This is a genomic window from Leisingera sp. ABM4_060 (genome assembly GCF_056158765.1).
The window spans coordinates 597,115-613,364 of record NZ_JBSWTX010000001.1; the positions used below are offsets into that span (position 1 = coordinate 597,115).

Consider the following 16,250-nt stretch of genomic DNA (forward strand, 5'->3'; position numbering starts at 1 on the left):
GTGCCAAGCGATATCGACGGGAAACTTCTGGAAAATATGTAAAACGAATGAGGGTTACCCGATGCAGCAGATTCCTCCGCTTTGGCTTTCGCCTGAATCCCACCTGGCCCGCAGCGCGCCGGATCATCCGATCCTGTATTTCTCGCCGCGGGTTCTGCATGAGGTGGCGCGGCGGTTCCGTGAGGGGTTTCCGGGACTGGTGACCTACGCGGTTAAGGCAAACCCGCACCCCGCTGTTTTGTCCAATCTGGTGGCCGCGGGTATTACGGCGTTTGACGTGGCCTCGCCCGCGGAAATGGAGGCGGTGCGTGCCGCCAGTCCGGATGCGGTCATGCATTACAATAACCCGATGCGATCCGAGGCGGAGATTGCTGCCGGGATTGAACATGGCGTCGCCAGCTGGTCGGTGGATGAGCTGAGCGAGCTGGAGAAGCTGGACGCGGTGCCGCGTTGCTGCGAACTGGCGGTGCGCTTTGCCTTGCCGGTTGCAGGGGCTGCCTATGATTTCGGCAGCAAGTTCGGCGCGGCGCCAGAAGAGGCGATGGAATTGCTCAAGCAAGTAGCGGCCAAGGGCTGGACTCCGGCGCTGTGCTTCCACCCCGGCACTCAGTGCGAGGATGAGGCAGCTTGGGTGGAGTATATCTACGCGGCCAAGAAGATTGTCGATGACGCGGGTGTGCAGATTGCCCGGCTGAACGTCGGCGGCGGATTTGCCGCGAACCGGGATGGCGAGGCGCCGGATCTGGAGAAGGTCTTTTCTGCAATCGGAAAAGCGGCGGACAAGGCCTTTGGCACGGCCGGCCCCACCCTGATCTGCGAACCAGGCCGGGCGATGGTGTCCGAGAGCTTCACCCTCGCGGCCCGCATCAAGGGGATGCGCAAGGACGGCGGGGTCGTGTTCCTGAACGACGGCATCTATGGCGGGCTGGTCGACATCCGCGACATGGGCCTGCCGGGGCGGGTTGAGGTGGTGTCCGGCGATGGCAAGCACCGGGCAGGCGAACGCAGGCCGCGGGTGGTGTTTGGTCCCACCTGCGACAGCCTGGACCGGCTGCCGGACGGCCTGCCGCTGCCTTGTGACGCTGCAACGGGGGATTACGTGCTGTTCCCGGGGCTTGGCGCCTATTCCTCGGCGATGAGCACGCAGTTCAACGGCTATGGGCTCAGTGACGTGGCGACGGTGATAGAGCTGGCTGGACAACCGGCCAGCTAAGGGTAGTCTCGGCCCCCTGAACACCAGCCAGCGCGGGACAGGGGGGCGAGCATGGACAAATTCGGGAAAAGCCAGCCGGTGAAACGGGTCGAGGATGTGCGGTTTCTGACCGGGCAAGGCCGTTACATCGAGGACGCCGCGCCCAATGATGCTTTGCGTGCCTGGGTGCTGCGCAGCCCGGTTGCGCATGGGGTAATTACGGCGCTGAACGTTGAAGACGCCCGGGAAAGCGCCGGCGTCCATCTGGTGCTCACCCTGGCGGACCTGGAAGCGGCCGGCATCACCGTTGCGATGGACGGGGCGACGGTTAAGAACCGGGACGGCTCGGACGGCGCTGCGCCGGAGCGGCCGATGCTGGCCCGGGACCGGGTGCGCTATGTCGGTGAGCCGGTGGCTGTTGTCATTGCCGAAACACTGGACCAGGCGCGCGACGCGGGAGAGCTGATCGAGCTGGGTATTGATGACTTGCCGATCAAGCTGGATCTTTTTCCGGGCGGCGAGGCGCTGCATGGCGGCGTGCCGGACAACAAGGCCTTTGACTGGGGCATGGGCGACGAGGCGGAGACGGAGGCCGCGTTCCGGAGTGCCGCCCATACCGTGGCCCTGCAAGTTGAGGACAACCGGATCATCGTCAATTCGATGGAGCCGCGCGGCTGTTTTGCTGAAATGGAAGACGGCCGCCTGCATTTCTGCTTTGGTGGGCAAGGCGTGTGGGGGATGAAAGACCAGCTGGCTGCCAAGCTTGGCCTTGAAGCGGCAAATGTGAAGGTCACGATCCCGGATGTCGGCGGCGGCTTTGGCATGAAGGCTTTTGCCTATCCTGAATATTTTGCCGTGGCCCATGCTGCCCGCGCGCTGGGCCGGCCGGTGTTCTGGATTGCCGACCGCACCGAGTTGATGCTGAGCGACAACGGCGGCCGGGATCTGACGTCGCTGGCGGAGCTGGCCTTTGACGCGGACTTGAAGATCACAGCCTATCGGGTCACCACCCGCTGCAACCTTGGCGCTTATAACGCGCATTTCGGGCAGCCGATTCAAACCCAGCTGTTCAGCCGGGTGCTGGCGGGGGTCTATGACATCCAGACCGCCTGGCTGCAGGTGGAGGGGATCTATACCAACACCGCGCAGGTAGACGCTTACCGCGGCGCCGGGCGGCCCGAAGCGATCTATGTGCTGGAGCGGGTGATGGACCGGGCCGCGCGCGAATTGGGGGTGGATCCCTGGGAGCTGCGGCGGCGCAACTTCATCAAGCCCGCGGCCTTCCCCTATGCCACTGTGACCGGGGAGAGCTATGATGTGGGGGATTTTAGCAAAGTCTTAAGCCGTGCCGCGCAAGAGGCTGATATTGCAGGATTCGCAGCCCGGCGCGACGCAGATGGTAAACGCGGCAAGTACCGGGGCGTTGGCTTGTGTTACTATATCGAAAGCATTTTGGGCGATCCTTCGGAAGGCGCGGAAGTGGAGTTTCTGGAGGAGGGCCGGGTGAAAATCTATGTCGGCACGCAAAGCAACGGACAGGGGCATGAAACCGTCTATGCCCGGTTCCTGGCCGACCAGAGCGGTATCCCGGCCGGGAACATCCAGGTGATCCAGGGCGACAGCGACCGCATCGCCCAGGGCGGCGGCACCGGCGGCTCGCGCTCGGTGACCACCCAGGCCAATGCCACGCTTGCGGCGGTAGACGCGATGATTGCCGCCTTTACGCCCTTCCTGGCAGAAGAGATGGGGGTTGCGGAAGATGCAGTCGAGTTTGACGGAGTGACCTTCCGGGCGCCGGGATCAAACCTGACGCCGACAATGCTGGAAGCGGCAGAGATGGCCCGCGCGCAAGGGCGGCTCGATTTGCAGCGTCACGCGGCGCGGGCCCGGCTGCCGGGGCGCTCGTTTCCGAACGGCGCCCATGTTGCCGAGGTCGTGATTGATCCGGAGACTGGGCATTCCGCCGTGGAGCGCTACACTGTAGTTGACGATTTTGGTAATCTGATCAACCCGATGCTGGCCGAGGGTCAAGTGCATGGCGGGGTTGCGCAGGGACTGGGACAGGCCATGCTGGAGCGTGTCGTCTATGATGAGGACGGCCAGCTGCTCACGGCATCGTTCATGGACTATGCCTTGCCGCGTGCGGACGGCGTCCCCATGATTGGATTTACCTCCGAGCCGGTGCCTTCGACACAGAACCCGATGGGGATGAAGGGCTGCGGCGAGGCGGGCACCGTCGGCGCTTTGGCTGCTGTGGCAAACGCGGTGCAGGACGCGGTCTGGGACCGCGGTGTGCGGCAGGTGGACATGCCGTTCACCCCGCTGAAGATTTGGGAAGTGCTTAGGGATGTTTCTGACGCAGCTGAGTAAACGGGTTTTAGGGTGGCTGGGACGGCCGCTGCGCTCGGAGCATTCCGGCGAAACCAAGCTGCGCGGGCCGCATGCCCATGTGATCATCCTGGACGGCACCATGTCGACGCTGGACGAAGGCCATGAAACCCATGCCGGGCAAGCCTACAAGCTGTGCCGGGAGATGGGCGGGCAGGTCTCGGTTTTCTATGAATCCGGTGTGCAATGGAAAGGCTGGGGCAGCGCGCCGGATGTGATGATGGGGCGCGGCATCAACCGGCAGATCCGCCGCGCCTATGGCTATCTGGCCTCGCGCTACCGGCCCGGCGACAAGATCTATTTGCTGGGCTACTCCCGCGGCGCCTATGCGGTGCGCTCGCTGGCAGGCGTCATTGACCGCATCGGCCTGCTGACGGCGGAGCACGCCACCGTCCGCAACATCCGCACCGCCTACCGCCATTACCGGCTGAACGGACGGTCCAGGACTGCGGGGGCATTTACCAAGGCGCACTGCCATGACGAGGTGGAGATCGAAATGGTCGGCGTCTGGGATACCGTCAAGGCGCTGGGCCTGCGGCTGCCGCTGCTGTGGCGCTGGGCGGAGAACCGGCACAATTTCCACAATCACCATCTGGGCCACCACGTCAAAAGCGGTTTCCACGCGCTGGCAATGGATGAGACGCGCGATGTGTTCAAACCGGTGCTGTGGGATTGCCCTGAGGGCTGGACCGGCCGGATGGAGCAGGTCTGGTTCCGCGGCGCCCATGGCGATATCGGCGGCCAGTTGGGAGGATATGAGGACGCCCGGCCCAAGGCCAATCTTTCCCTGGTCTGGATGCTGGAAAAGGCAGAGGACCGCGGTTTGCCGCTGCCGCTGGACTGGCGGATGCGGTTCCCGGTGGATCCCAGCGCACCTTCGGTCGGCACCTGGCGGGGCTGGGGCAAGATCTTTCTGCTGCGCAGCCGCCGCCGCGTTGGTCTTGATGGCAGCGAGCGTCTGCACAGCAGCGTCAGCGCCGCTTCGGAAAAGGGGGCGGCTGCGGCTTGGGGAGCGACAGCTTCCAAGACCTGAATTTTCGGCAAATTGCCTCTCAAGGACAGCTCATTGGGACGTCCTGCTGTAGCGCTTGGGGAGATGCCGTAATGGCCCATTTGACTGTGAATGCAATTTTACAGCGATAAGAGGTCAGATCATGCTTCAGAAACGGTTCCATCATCGTGAATAGCAGAAGCTTTTTGCTGCCATCCGGAAAGGTAATCTCATATCTTGAAAACGGCCCGCTTGGCCGCTGTTTTTCTCGCCTTAAAAAGGAAATTATTTCAACGGGTAATATTTCAATTTCGTCCCCGTTTGCTAGAAAAAACAGCCACACGTCAGGTTCACTGAACATGCGCCAACCTGCGTCGGTGTCAATCTCGCTATTCTCGTCAATCTCATGTAACTTTTCCTGTAGTCCGGGAACTGGATTGAAATAGGAAATTTTTGCGGGACGGCCCAACTCTTGGACAAACGATAAATCGTTTTCCGAGGCGCTGGCCGGCGCAAAGGCTGACGACAAAATAGAAATGGAAAGTAACTGTAAGGTCGGTTTCTTAAAGGAGTAGAGGATGTGTTTGAACAATCTTTTGGGCTTCAATCTTTGAGTTCCCTTGCTGGTCGCACTGTCTCGTTAGCCCGCTGGTTTGTTGGGCGGACAGGAAAGTTCTCTGCGTAGGTTTTCGTCTTAGTTCCTCTGGCTATTGTAAGAACCGTTTGAGCATCCTGGCCACAATCAGTTTATGGGCCGGGCGGACAGGGATCATGTAGGCGCGGCCGAACCAGTTATGCGTCTTCACGGAGGACGTGATGGAGAGCACATCGCTGTTGCAGGTGATGCAGGTCATCACGTCCAGATGGCTGTCCCTCGCGGTGAGTGTCAGGACTGTGTCCGACACCGCTTCCACCAGGAAGAAATCCAGCTTGTCCCCGGCCTGCACAGATGTGCGCGGCTGGCCGGAAAATCCGCCGATGCGTTTGACACCGAAGCAGGCCGAGACCGTGTCCCGCAGCCAGAACGCCAGCTTCAGCCCAGGCAGCGGGCGGGCGTGCATCAGGTTCCAGGCTTCCAGCGGTGTCAGTGGCTTGGGCAGGACAACAGATTGAGTGTCCAGGAAGTCCAGCTCGCTGGCTGGCGCCAGAATTTGGATGCGGGCGGTGGCGGCGCGGGCGAAGCTGCTCGGTGGCATGGACGGTCCTTTTCCGGCAGGCGTGTTGTGCGCCGCAGCATAGCCGGATGCAGGCGGGCGGCAAGGCCGCAAAACACACCTTACTGAGGGGAGATCTGCATTACGATGCAGGTGGTGGAGCCGGTGGCATAGAGGCGCCTGTCTTCAACCCCGCGCAGCTCGCCATGAGCGACGCCGGTGGAGCGGCCCGCGTGGTCGATGGCGCCCGTGCAGCTGATCCTGGTGCCCAGCGGGATCGGCCGCAGGATGTTGATCTTGTACTCCAGCGTTGTGTAGACCGAGCCCTGCGGCACCTTGGTCATCACTGCGCAGGCCATGGCGCTGTCCAGCAACGTGCCGTACCAGCCGCCATGCACGGTGCCCATGGGGTTGCAGACGTGGAATTCCGGCGTGCCGTGAAACACGACCTGGCCGTCTTCCACGCTGTGCAGATGAAAACCCAAAGTCTGTGCAATCGGCGGACCGGGCAGGCGGCCGTCCAGAATGCCTTGCATGAACGCGAGCCCGGAGATCCGGGTGATCTGCTCCATGGTCAAGAGGTCGGCGGGTTTTGTGGCGTAGTGCATGGCGCGCGGGTCCTTGGCGGGGAAGTTCCCTCCATTAGAAACCGCGCGGCCACGGGTGCAATGCTTACGCCACGTTCGACAGAGCGACCTTGGGGGTGATTCCCAGGGCAAAGCAGACGTCGCGGGTCAGCTCCGGCCGGTTCAGCGTGTAGAAATGCAGTTTTTCCACGCCGCCCTCCATCAGGTCCGAGCACAACTCGGTGCAAAGTGCGGTGGCCAGCAGTTCCTCGCGGTCGTCGCGCAGCGCTTTGTCAAAGGCGTTCTCGACCCAATCGGGAATGATGGTGCCGCAGCGCTTGGCAAAATTGCGGGCGCCTTTCCAGTTTTCGATCGGCAAGATGCCCGGCGTCAGCTTGCTGCCGTCGATCCCGGCCTTCTCGCAGGCGTCGCGGAAGCGGAAGAAGGTTTCGGCTTCAAAGAAGAACTGGGTCAGGGCTTCATCTGCACCGGCGTCCAGCTTGCGCTTCAGCCAGTCCACATCGGCGGATTGATCGGCGGCCTCCGGGTGGCGGTCCGGATAGGCGCCGACCTTGATGTTGAAATTGCCGCGCGCTTTCAGCCCTTTGATCAGCTCGACCGAATTGGCAAAGCCGTCGGGGTGCGGGGTGAACTTGCCTTCGCCCTTGGGCGGGTCGCCGCGCAGGGCGACAATCTCAGTCACGCCGGCCTCGGCAAACTGGTCGGCAATCTCCAGCGTTTCGGCTTTGGAGGCATTCACGCAGGTGAGATGCGCGGCCACGTTCAGGCCGGAGGATTTGTGCAGCGTCGCCACTGCATCGCGGGTCAGCGTGCGGGTGGTGCCGCCTGCGCCATAGGTCACGGACACAAACCGAGGATCCATCGGAGCGAGGACCTGCACGGTGTCCCAAAGCCGGAAGGAGGCTTCGAGAGTTTGCGGCGGGAAGAATTCAAAGGAAATCTTGGGCGTCGTCATGCTCGGGGTCTCTCGCTAGGTTGATTTCGCCTCTTGTTGCATCTGCAGCAATGTGAGACAATTTCATAATTCTCAAGAACAACATGAGTGACGTGATAGGATGCACATCGAATTCCGCCATCTCCGCACCATCAAGGCCATTCATGAGGCCGGCGGGCTGGCAAGGGCGGCTGACCAGCTGAACATCACCCAAAGTGCCTTGAGTCATCAGGTGAAGGGGCTGGAGGACCAGGCGGGCGTCGAGCTGTTCATCCGCCGCTCCAAGCCGATGAAACTGTCGCCTGCGGGGCTGCGGCTGCTCAGGCTGGCCGAGCAGGTCTTGCCGCAAGTGGAGGCGGCGCAAGCGGAATTTTCCGCGCTGCGCGAGGGTAACACTGGCCGGATGCATATTGCTATCGAGTGCCACGCCTGTTTCGAATGGCTGTTTCCAGTGCTGGAAGGCTTTCGCAAGAATTGGGGTGACGTGGACGTGGATATCCGCCCCGGCCTGGCCTTTGACGCGCTGCCCGCGCTGCAAAAGGAGGAGGTGGATCTGGTGGTCTCCTCCGACCCAGAGGACATTGCGGGTGTCGAGTTTATCGAGCTGTTTGACTATAATGCGGTGTTTGTGGCCTCTGCCCAGCATCCTTTGGCGGACAAGCCCCATATCGAGGCCCAGGATTTTATTGGCCAGAACCTGATCACCTACCCGGTGGAGAAAACCCGGCTGGACGTGTTCAGCCAGTTGCTGATCCCTGCGGGGGTGGAGCCGGCCACGATCCGGCAGGTGGAGCTTACGGCGGTGATCCTGCTGCTGGTGGCCTCGAACCGCGGTGTTTCGGTGCTGCCGGACTGGGTGGTGCGGGAGGTGAAATATTCCTCGGACTATGTGACCCGGCCGCTGACCAAGGCGGGTATCACCCGCAGGCTTTATGCGGCAGTCCGGGCGGAGGACCGCGAGAAGCCCTTCATGCAGGAGCTGATCCGCCTGGCCAGGGTCGAAGCCCGTAAGCTGCAGTTGAAATAGGCGCAGCGTCTGGCTCGGCGCGGAGCGGCCCGGCGCCGGTCCGGCTTCCGTGCCCGCTCCGCGCGGTTACGCGAAATTGCAGCGTAACGGCTGGGGTCAAACCAGCTTGACAATCTGCTTGCCGGTATTGCCGCCCTGCATCATCGACAGGAAGGTTTTGGGGGCGTTCTCGAGGCCATCGGCGATGTCTTCCAGGTATTTGATTTCGCCGCTGGCGATCTTGGGGGCAGCGTCCTGCAGGAACTGCGGATAGCGGTCGTAATGGTTGAAGATGATGAAGCCGTTCACGGACAGGAATTTGGTCAGCACCGAGCGCCAGATGGCAGGTGCGGTCAGGCTGGTTTCGGCGCTGTTGTACCAGGCGATCATGCCGCAAACCGGGATGCGCCCGAAGTTGTTCATCAAGGGCAGAACCGCTTCCAGCACCTTGCCGCCGACGTTTTCGTAATAGATGTCGATGCCGTTCGGGCACTCCGCCGCCAGCGCCTCGCTGAGCGCTTCGGCGCTGGCATAGGCGCGGTGATCGAGGCAGGCGTCAAAGCCGAAGGTCTCGACTGCCAGCTTGCACTTGTCCGCGCCGCCCGCGACTCCGACGACGCGCAGGCCTTTCTGCTTGGCCAGCTGCCCGACCATTGATCCGACCGGGCCGGTGGCGGCGGCCACCACCAGTGTCTCACCCGCTTGGGGCTTCCCGTAGGCATCCAAGCCATGCCAGGCGGTAAACCCCGGCATGCCGAGAACGCCAAGCGCAGTCGTCAGCGGCGCCAGATCCGGATCCAGCTTACGGATCTCCGCGGCCTTTGCGCAGGCATGGCTGGCCCAGCCGAACATGCCCAGGGCAAAGTCGCCCGGCTGGAAGTCCGGGCTGTTCGAGGCCATCACTTCGCCCACGCCGCCGGCGGTCATGGTCTCGCCCACTTCGACAGGCGGCGCATAGGATTTGCCCGCGTTCATGCGCCCGCGCATATAGGGATCCAGCGACATATAGTGAACTTTTACAAGCACTTCTCCATCGCCAGGCTGAGGCATGTCTATGCCTTCCAGGCGGAAGTTCTCTTCGCTGGCCTGCGCCTCGGGGCGGCTTGCCAGTACAATGCGCTGCATCTGTCCGGTCATGGGGGGATTCCTTCAATTGCTTGCCGCGGAGTTTGGGCGCCGCAGGGCGGGAATTCAACATCTGCAAGGACCCTGACGGGGCGTCAAAGCAGTTGAAGCCAATACGGCAAAGCCCCTTGGCAAGCGGGGGCAGGGCGCGTATAGGCACGCATTGACCCGGCATCTCCCCGACGTGACAGGATTCTGCAGATATGATTGGCAGCGCAAACCTCAATGTGATGATCAAGGCCGCCCGCAAGGCAGGCCGTTCCCTGGTAAAAGACTTCCGCGAGGTGGAGAACCTGCAGGTGTCGATGAAAGGCGCGGGCGACTTCGTCTCCAAGGCCGACATCGCCGCTGAGAAAATCATCAAGGAAGAGCTGCGCAATGCCCGCCCGACCTATGGCTGGATCGCGGAAGAGGGCGGCGAGATCGAAGGTGAAGACCCCACCCGCCGCTGGATCGTCGACCCGCTGGACGGCACCACAAACTTCCTGCACGGCCTGCCGCATTGGGCGATCTCCATCGCGCTGGAGCACAAGGGCAAGATCGTCGCGGGCGTTGTCTATGACGCCGCCAAGGACGAGATGTTCTTTGCCGAAAAGGGCGCCGGCGCCTGGATGAACGACACCCGCATCCGCGTGTCGGGCCGCCACCGGATGATCGAGTCGATCTTTGCAACCGGTGTGCCGTTTGGCGGCCGCGCCGACCTGCCGCTGACCCTGCAGGATCTGGCCCGCCTGATGCCTGCCTGCGCCGGTGTGCGCCGCTGGGGCTCTGCCGCGCTGGATATGGCTTATGTGGCTGCTGGCCGCTACGAGGGCTTCTGGGAGCGCCGCCTGAATGCCTGGGACCTGGCCGCAGGCATCATCATCGTGAAAGAGGCCGGCGGCCTGGCCGAGGCGATCGACGCGGACGCGGGCATCATCGACAGCGGCTCCGTTGTCTGCTCGAACGAACCGATCTTCGAGAATTTCGCCAAGGTGATCCGCGGCTGATCCAGTCCCGGAAATCTGAAGCAATGGAAACGCGGCCTTTGGGTCGCGTTTTTATGTTTCGTCTGGCCGGTGGGCCAGGCAGTGCCCGACCCACCCCCAAAGGGAGGGCGCTGTTGCACCCGTCCCCAGGATCAGGCGCTGCCCTCAGCATGTTAAACTACTGATCGGATGGGTGGTTCACCCCGTCGTGCCAGCCAATTTCGCCATAGGTTTCCGGATGCGTCCGCGGATTGGCGCCCTCGATACAGCCCAGGTTGACGCCGCACTCCTTCGGATCGGAGCGGCGCTGGTGGTGGGTGTAAATCCCGCAGGTCTTGCAGAAATAGTGTTTCGCCGTGTGGCTGCCCCAGGTGTAGAGGCTGAGGTTCTCGCCGCCTTTCAGCACCTTCAGGCTGGCGGCAATGGCGGTGACGGCAGCCGCCCCGCGGCGCCGGCAGAAGGAACAGTCGCAGCGCACGGCAGAGGCGAGGCCTTCGGGGAACTCCGCCTCGATCTCAACGGCGCCGCAGTGGCAGGTGGCTTTCAGGTGGGGCATTGGGTGTCTCCTCGCCGGGCTAGTGGCCTTGGAACTGCTTGCCAATTCTCTTGAAACAAGTTGTCTCGAATCCATTTTCCGCTTTTGTAACGTAGCAATTGCCAAAAGTTGCGGAGGTTCCGTCTCGTCCGAATTCCACGTTTGGCAAAAGCACTGGTTTGCTGTTTAGCTGCCAAGTTTCTCTGCCGTACTGATCAATCTCGTACACAAGGTTGACCACGTTGCCGTTTTCCCATGTGAATACGCTTTGTCCAAAGCCTGTGCCACCATAGAAATCCTGTCGGCACCCTGATTGGCTTGTCAATTGGAAAGCTTCGTCGCCGTCTGGATCGGTGTGAAAGCTGCATGTGCCGAATGAATGCCAGTTTGCTCCAAAAGCCAGTGTTGGCAAAATTAGTGCCCAACTGTAAATGAAGGTTTTGATCATTTTTTGTTTTCCAAAATGACTGCTATTTTCGCAAGATTATAGAGCTTTGCCTACTTCCCCCAAGGCCCCGGATTGCGCTTCTTGCGCGGCAGTTTGGGGATGCGGCTGGCGGAGTATTCGTACTCGTTTTCCGGATGCGGCGGCAGCCCGTGGGTTTTGTTCCAGAACGCAGGACCGCCGCGCCGCAGCCACAGGGGCAGGCATAGGAACAGCCCGACGGCAAAGCCTCCAGCATGGGCCCAATAGGCGACGCCGCCCTGGTCGGGGTCGGATCCGAGGCCTCCGAAGAACTGCATCGCCAGCCACAGGCCCAGCATGACAAAGGCGGGTATGGTGAAAATGCGGAAATAGATGATCAGGACCAGCAGGATATCGACCCGGGCCTTGGGGAACATCAAAAGATAGCCGCCCATCACCCCGGCAATCGCGCCGGAGGCGCCGACCGTGGGCACCCAGGAACCGGGGGCCGAGTACACATGGATCAGCCCGGCGCCGATGCCGCTGGCGAGGTAGAAGGCGAGAAAGGGAAGATGGCCCATCTCATCCTCCAGGTTATCGCCGAAGATCCACAGGAACAGCATATTGCCCCCCAGGTGCATCAGCCCTGCATGGATGAACATGGAGGTGAACAGGGTCTCGAACCCGTAACCGTGGCTGATTTCGGCCGGGACCACTGCGTAGGCGTCATAGAATACAGCCAGCGCGCGGGGCGAGGCATAGCTGGCTGAATAGTAGATATAGGCCAGAATGTTCACCGCCATCAGGGCGTAGACGACATAGGGCGTGCGGCCGGAGGGGTTGTGATCTCGTAATGGAAACATGGGGAAACGCTGGGCCGGAAATGGCCCAGCGTCAAGCACTTATCGGCTGCTCCTCAGGCCATGCCGCCCAAGAGCTGCGCATTGCCGCCGGAGGCAGTGGTGTCGACACAGACGTGTCGTTCGGCGAGGACGCGGGCGCGGTCGGGTTTGCCGGGGATCAGCGGGGTGATCGGGCCGTTACGCTTGGCCAGAGCCTGCTCGATTTCCCGCCCGGTGGCCTCGTCGCCCCACCACAGCACGCCGGCTATGCCTTGCAGCGTTTCCAGCCGCTGCAGGTCGAACATGCCATCGGCCTTCATCGCGGTGCCGCCCAGGCTGATAACTTCCTTGGCCTGCGCCTCGGCGGCCTCGGCGCCGGGTCCCATGCACAGAAGCGGCGGGCGGGCGGAAAGGGTCAGGCGGTTCGACTCGCCGGTCGGGCCGGGCAGAGTGGTGGTTACGGGCTGTGCAGGCACGCCGCTGATTGCGGGCACCGCTGAGGTGGTAGTTTCCCACCGGCTGCTGCTTTGCTTCCGGTCCGGCGCGCAGAAGCGGCTGAGGTAGTCGGGGCCGCCCGCCTTGGGTCCGGTGCCCGACAGGCCTTCGCCGCCAAAGGGCTGGCTGCCGACAATGGCACCGATCTGGTTGCGGTTCACATAGAGGTTGCCCGCATGCACCCGGTCGCAGACATGCTGCACCCGGTCGTCGATGCGGGTGTGCAGCCCAAAGGTAAGTCCGTAGCCGGTGGCGTTGATGTCGCCGATGATCTTGTCCAGCTCCTGGGACTTGAAACGCACCACATGCAGGACCGGGCCGAAGATCTCCTCTTCCATCCAGGCGATGTCCGGAATCTCGATCAGGGTCGGGCCGACAAAAGTGCCGGCTTGCGGCGGCCGGATCTCTTTCAGCACACGGCCTTCCGAGCGGGCCTTGGCGATATGGGCCAGGATGCCCGCGCGCGCCTTGTCGTCGATCACCGGGCCGCTGTCGGTACTAAGGTGCCAGGGGTCGCCCACCTGCAGCAGATCCATGGCGCCCTGCAGCATCTCAAGCACGTTGTCAGCGATGTCATCCTGCAAATAGAGGCAGCGCAGGGCGGAGCAGCGCTGGCCAGCGGATTGGAAGGCGCTTTCGACCACCGATTGCACTGCTTGTTCCGGCAGCGCTGTGGAGTTGACGATCATCGCGTTCAGCCCGCCGGTCTCTGCCACCAGCGGCGCACCGGGGCGCATGGTGTCGGCCATGGTGGCGCGGATGCGCATGGCGGTGGCGGTGGAGCCGGTGAAGCTGACGCCAGCCACCCGCGCATCACCGGTGATGGCGGCGCCGACCTTGGAGCCGCGGCCTGGCAGCAGCTGCAGCGCATGGCGCGGCACCCCGGCCTCATGCAGCAGTTGCACTGCACGGTGGGCGACCAGAGGGGTAGGGTCGGCGGGTTTCGCCAGCACACCGTTACCGGTAGCCAGCGGCGCCGAGATCAGGCCGGTGAAAATCGCCAGCGGGAAGTTCCAGGGCGAGATGCTGGAGATCACGCCAGCGGGTTCCGCGTCGGGGATGCGGGCGGCGTAATAACGCAGGAAATCCACAGCCTCGCGCAGCTCTGCCACTGCGTCGGGGATGGTCTTGCCGGCCTCGCGGGCGAGGATCGCAAACAGCTCGCCGAAGTGCTCCTCATAGAGGTCGGCGGCTTTGTTCAGCACGGCGGCCCGCTCGGCCGCCGGGGCATTCCATGGGGCCGCTGCGGCCAATGCGGTTTCCAGATCGGCGCTGGAGCAATAGCGCACCTTGCCTACCGCGCTGAGGTCTGCGGGGTTGGTCACATCCAGCGGCTCCTCGGGCTGTGCCTCGCCAGCGATAAGCGGCCCGGCTTCCCAGGAATGGGTCCGCCAGGGCGCGCGGGCCTCCTCAATCCGCGCCAGCGTCGGAGCATGGCCAAGGTCGAAACCTTTGGAATTGGGGCGCTCCGGCGCATAAAGCTCTGGCCCGGTCGGGATTTTGCGGGTGATGTCCGCAACCTCTGCAAAGGGGTCGGCAGCGACTTCTTCGGGCGGGACGTTCTCGTCCACGATCTGGTTCACAAAGGAAGAGTTGGCGCCGTTTTCCAGCAGGCGCCGCACCAGGTAGGCCAAGAGATCGCGGTGAGCCCCCACCGGCGCATAGATCCGGCAGTTGGTCTTGTTCTGCTCCAGCACCATGCCGTGCAGGGTCTCGCCCATGCCATGCAGGCGCTGGAACTCGAACCGTTCATTGCCGATGCCCTCGGCCATGTGCAGGATAGCGGAGACGGTATGCGCGTTATGGGTGGCGAACTGCGGGTAGATCCGGTCGGTCAGCCCCAGCAGTTTGCGGGCGTTGGAGATATAGGACACATCGGTCAGCGCCTTGGAGGTGAAGACCGGGAAGCCGTCGACGCCCTCGACCTGGGCGCGCTTGATTTCGGTGTCCCAATAGGCGCCTTTCACCAGGCGGACCATGAAGCGGCGGTCGTACTTTTTGGCCATTTCATGCAGCGCGTCGATGGCTAGGCCGGTGCGCGGGCCATAGGCCTGCACCACCACGCCAAAGCCGTCCCAGCCCGACAGCGCCGGGTCCGAGACCACCGCATCGATCACCTCCAGCGATAGCGACAGGCGGTCGGCCTCTTCGGCATCGACATTGAGGCCCATCTTGGCGGCCTTGGCCAGCAGTGCCAGCGCCTTCAGGCGCGGCACCAGGTGCTCCATCACACTCTCTTCCTGCGCCAGTTCATAGCGCGGGTGCAGGGCGGAGAGTTTCACTGAAATTCCGGGGTTCTTGCGGATGTCGTCGCTGTTGCAGGCAGCGGCAATGGCCGAGATCGCCTTGGAGTAGGCCAGGTGGTAACGGGCGGCATCCGCCTCGGTGCGGGCAGCCTCGCCCAGCATGTCGTAGGAATAGGTGTAGCCTTTGGCCTCCATCCCGGCGGCGCGGTCCATGGCGCTTTCGATGCTTTCGCCCAGGACGAACTGGCGGCCCATTTCCTTCATCGCGCGGCTGACGGCGGTGCGGATCACCGGCTCGCCCAGGCGTTTGATGGCGCCGCGCAGGGCACCGATGGGGCTGCGTTCCTCGTCCAGTACCTTGCCGGTCAGCATCAAAGCCCAGGTGGAGGCGTTGACCAGCGAAGAGGTGGATTTGCCCAGGTGCTTGCCCCAGTCGGAGGGCGCGATCTTGTCCTCGATCAGTGCGTCGATGGTGTCGGCATCCGGCACCCGCAAGAGCGCCTCGGCCAGGCACATCAGCGCGACACCTTCGTCGGTCGACAGGCCGTACTCGGCCAGGAACACCTCCATCAGCCCCGGCGCCGAATGGCCGCGGATGTCGCGCACCAAGGCGGCGGCGTTGGCGCAGATACGGCTGCGGTCGGCATCGGAGAGGGCTGCCTGGGCAATCAGCTGGTCGCGGATCGCTGCTTGGTCGGCATAGGTGCCGGCGTCGATCCGGTGGCGCAGTTTGGCTTGGGTGGTCATGCAGGTAACTCCACATAAGGTGTGCAGGGCTTTTGCTTAGAATACATCCTTTCAGGCGGGACAATCGCCTAAAGATGCGCTATGCATAGTCCGGGATGGCGAAAAATTGCGTAAGTGAAAGTCCGAATGAACTCTGAAGATCTTGACCGGCCCGACCGCGCGATTCTGAATGTCCTGGCTGAGGACGGCCGGATCTCCATCGCCGACCTTGCCCGCAGGATCGGCCTGTCAAAGACACCGACCCAGACCCGGCTGCGGCGGCTGGAGGCGGAGGGCATCATCACCGGCTACCGGGCGCTGGTGGATCCGATCCGGCTGGGGCTCGACCATGTGGCCTTTGTCGAGGTGAAACTGAACGACACCCGCGAAGCCGCTCTGGCCAAATTCAACGCGGCGGTGGCAAAACTGCCGGAAATCGAGCAGGCGCATATGATGGCTTCGCATTTCGACTACCTGTTGAAGGTGCGCACCCGTTCGATGACCGATTACCGGGCGGTGCTGGGCGAGAAGATCTCCTCCTTGCCGCATGTCGCCTCAACCTCCACCTATGTGGCGATGGAGGCGGTGAAGGAGGACGGCGCGCTGGGGCCGCTGTAACCTTGCGCACGGCCAGTTGACTTGATCGCTGACGCAA

15 protein-coding genes are annotated in these 16,250 nt (G+C 62.7%); 6 read left to right on the top strand and 9 right to left on the bottom strand.

Features of this window, described 5'->3' with window-relative positions; genetic code table 11:
• Positions 1–61: 61 nt before the first annotated feature.
• Genes ACXAEH_RS02960 through ACXAEH_RS02970 form a run of 3 tightly spaced genes read left to right on the top strand, consistent with a single transcriptional unit; the run spans position 62 to position 4,613 of the window.
• Entirely contained in the window at positions 62–1,213 is a 1,152-nt protein-coding gene (locus tag ACXAEH_RS02960) for a type III PLP-dependent enzyme (protein ID WP_475031001.1), read from the top strand.
• 51 nt (positions 1,214–1,264) lie between these two features.
• On the top strand, positions 1,265–3,562 hold the full coding sequence (locus ACXAEH_RS02965) for a xanthine dehydrogenase family protein molybdopterin-binding subunit (protein ID WP_475031002.1): 2,298 nt from the start codon (positions 1,265–1,267) through the stop codon (positions 3,560–3,562).
• The gene (locus ACXAEH_RS02970) at positions 3,540–4,613 is read left to right on the top strand and encodes a DUF2235 domain-containing protein (RefSeq protein ID WP_475031003.1); all 1,074 of its coding nucleotides are present in this window, start codon (positions 3,540–3,542) and stop codon (positions 4,611–4,613) included. The genes ACXAEH_RS02965 and ACXAEH_RS02970 overlap by 23 nt, the downstream gene beginning before the upstream one ends.
• Positions 4,614–4,632: 19 nt before the next feature.
• Here the strand turns inward: ACXAEH_RS02970 and ACXAEH_RS02975 are convergent, their stop codons facing one another.
• The 4 genes from ACXAEH_RS02975 to metF all read right to left on the bottom strand — a co-directional run bounded on the left by ACXAEH_RS02975 (position 4,633) and on the right by metF (position 7,267).
• The gene (locus ACXAEH_RS02975) at positions 4,633–5,163 is read right to left on the bottom strand and encodes a hypothetical protein (RefSeq protein WP_475031004.1); all 531 of its coding nucleotides are present in this window, start codon (positions 5,161–5,163) and stop codon (positions 4,633–4,635) included.
• 115 nt (positions 5,164–5,278) lie between these two features.
• Positions 5,279–5,767 carry a DUF2867 domain-containing protein gene (locus tag ACXAEH_RS02980; RefSeq protein ID WP_475031005.1) on the bottom strand — a complete coding sequence of 163 codons (489 nt, stop codon included), beginning with the start codon at positions 5,765–5,767 and terminating at the stop codon, positions 5,279–5,281.
• An 80-nt stretch (positions 5,768–5,847) separates the two neighbouring features.
• Entirely contained in the window at positions 5,848–6,333 is a 486-nt protein-coding gene (locus tag ACXAEH_RS02985) for a PaaI family thioesterase (protein ID WP_475031006.1), read from the bottom strand.
• Between the two features lie 64 nt (positions 6,334–6,397).
• The gene (metF, locus tag ACXAEH_RS02990) at positions 6,398–7,267 is read right to left on the bottom strand and encodes a methylenetetrahydrofolate reductase [NAD(P)H] (RefSeq protein WP_475031007.1); all 870 of its coding nucleotides are present in this window, start codon (positions 7,265–7,267) and stop codon (positions 6,398–6,400) included.
• 100 nt (positions 7,268–7,367) lie between these two features.
• Between metF and ACXAEH_RS02995 the strand changes: the two genes are divergently transcribed.
• Positions 7,368–8,273: a LysR family transcriptional regulator gene (locus ACXAEH_RS02995; RefSeq protein ID WP_475031008.1), complete on the top strand. Its 906-nt coding sequence runs from the start codon at positions 7,368–7,370 to the stop codon at positions 8,271–8,273.
• Between the two features lie 96 nt (positions 8,274–8,369).
• Here the strand turns inward: ACXAEH_RS02995 and ACXAEH_RS03000 are convergent, their stop codons facing one another.
• Positions 8,370–9,389 (bottom strand): NADP-dependent oxidoreductase, encoded by a 1,020-nt coding sequence (locus ACXAEH_RS03000; protein WP_475031009.1) that lies wholly within the window; start codon positions 9,387–9,389, stop codon positions 8,370–8,372.
• A gap of 191 nt (positions 9,390–9,580) precedes the next feature.
• Here ACXAEH_RS03000 and ACXAEH_RS03005 point away from each other — a divergent pair, with 191 nt between their 5' ends.
• On the top strand, positions 9,581–10,366 hold the full coding sequence (locus ACXAEH_RS03005) for an inositol monophosphatase family protein (RefSeq protein ID WP_475031010.1): 786 nt from the start codon (positions 9,581–9,583) through the stop codon (positions 10,364–10,366).
• A 157-nt stretch (positions 10,367–10,523) separates the two neighbouring features.
• Here the strand turns inward: ACXAEH_RS03005 and ACXAEH_RS03010 are convergent, their stop codons facing one another.
• From ACXAEH_RS03010 to putA, 4 genes are read right to left on the bottom strand one after another with little or no spacing between them, the layout of a single operon-like run.
• Positions 10,524–10,901 (bottom strand): GFA family protein, encoded by a 378-nt coding sequence (locus ACXAEH_RS03010; protein WP_475031011.1) that lies wholly within the window; start codon positions 10,899–10,901, stop codon positions 10,524–10,526.
• 19 nt (positions 10,902–10,920) lie between these two features.
• Complete coding sequence (locus ACXAEH_RS03015; protein WP_475031012.1) at positions 10,921–11,328, bottom strand: hypothetical protein; 408 nt, start codon at positions 11,326–11,328, stop codon at positions 10,921–10,923.
• Between the two features lie 50 nt (positions 11,329–11,378).
• Positions 11,379–12,149, bottom strand: a complete 771-nt coding sequence (locus tag ACXAEH_RS03020) for a rhomboid family intramembrane serine protease (RefSeq protein ID WP_475031013.1) — start codon at positions 12,147–12,149, stop codon at positions 11,379–11,381.
• A gap of 53 nt (positions 12,150–12,202) precedes the next feature.
• The gene (gene putA / locus ACXAEH_RS03025) at positions 12,203–15,616 is read right to left on the bottom strand and encodes a bifunctional proline dehydrogenase/L-glutamate gamma-semialdehyde dehydrogenase PutA (protein WP_475031014.1); all 3,414 of its coding nucleotides are present in this window, start codon (positions 15,614–15,616) and stop codon (positions 12,203–12,205) included.
• Between the two features lie 126 nt (positions 15,617–15,742).
• On the opposite strand from putA, the gene ACXAEH_RS03030 reads away from it, so the two are divergent.
• A complete protein-coding gene (locus ACXAEH_RS03030) occupies positions 15,743–16,213 on the top strand; it encodes an Lrp/AsnC family transcriptional regulator (protein WP_475031015.1) in 471 nt (156 codons plus the stop codon).
• Positions 16,214–16,250 lie beyond the last annotated feature (37 nt).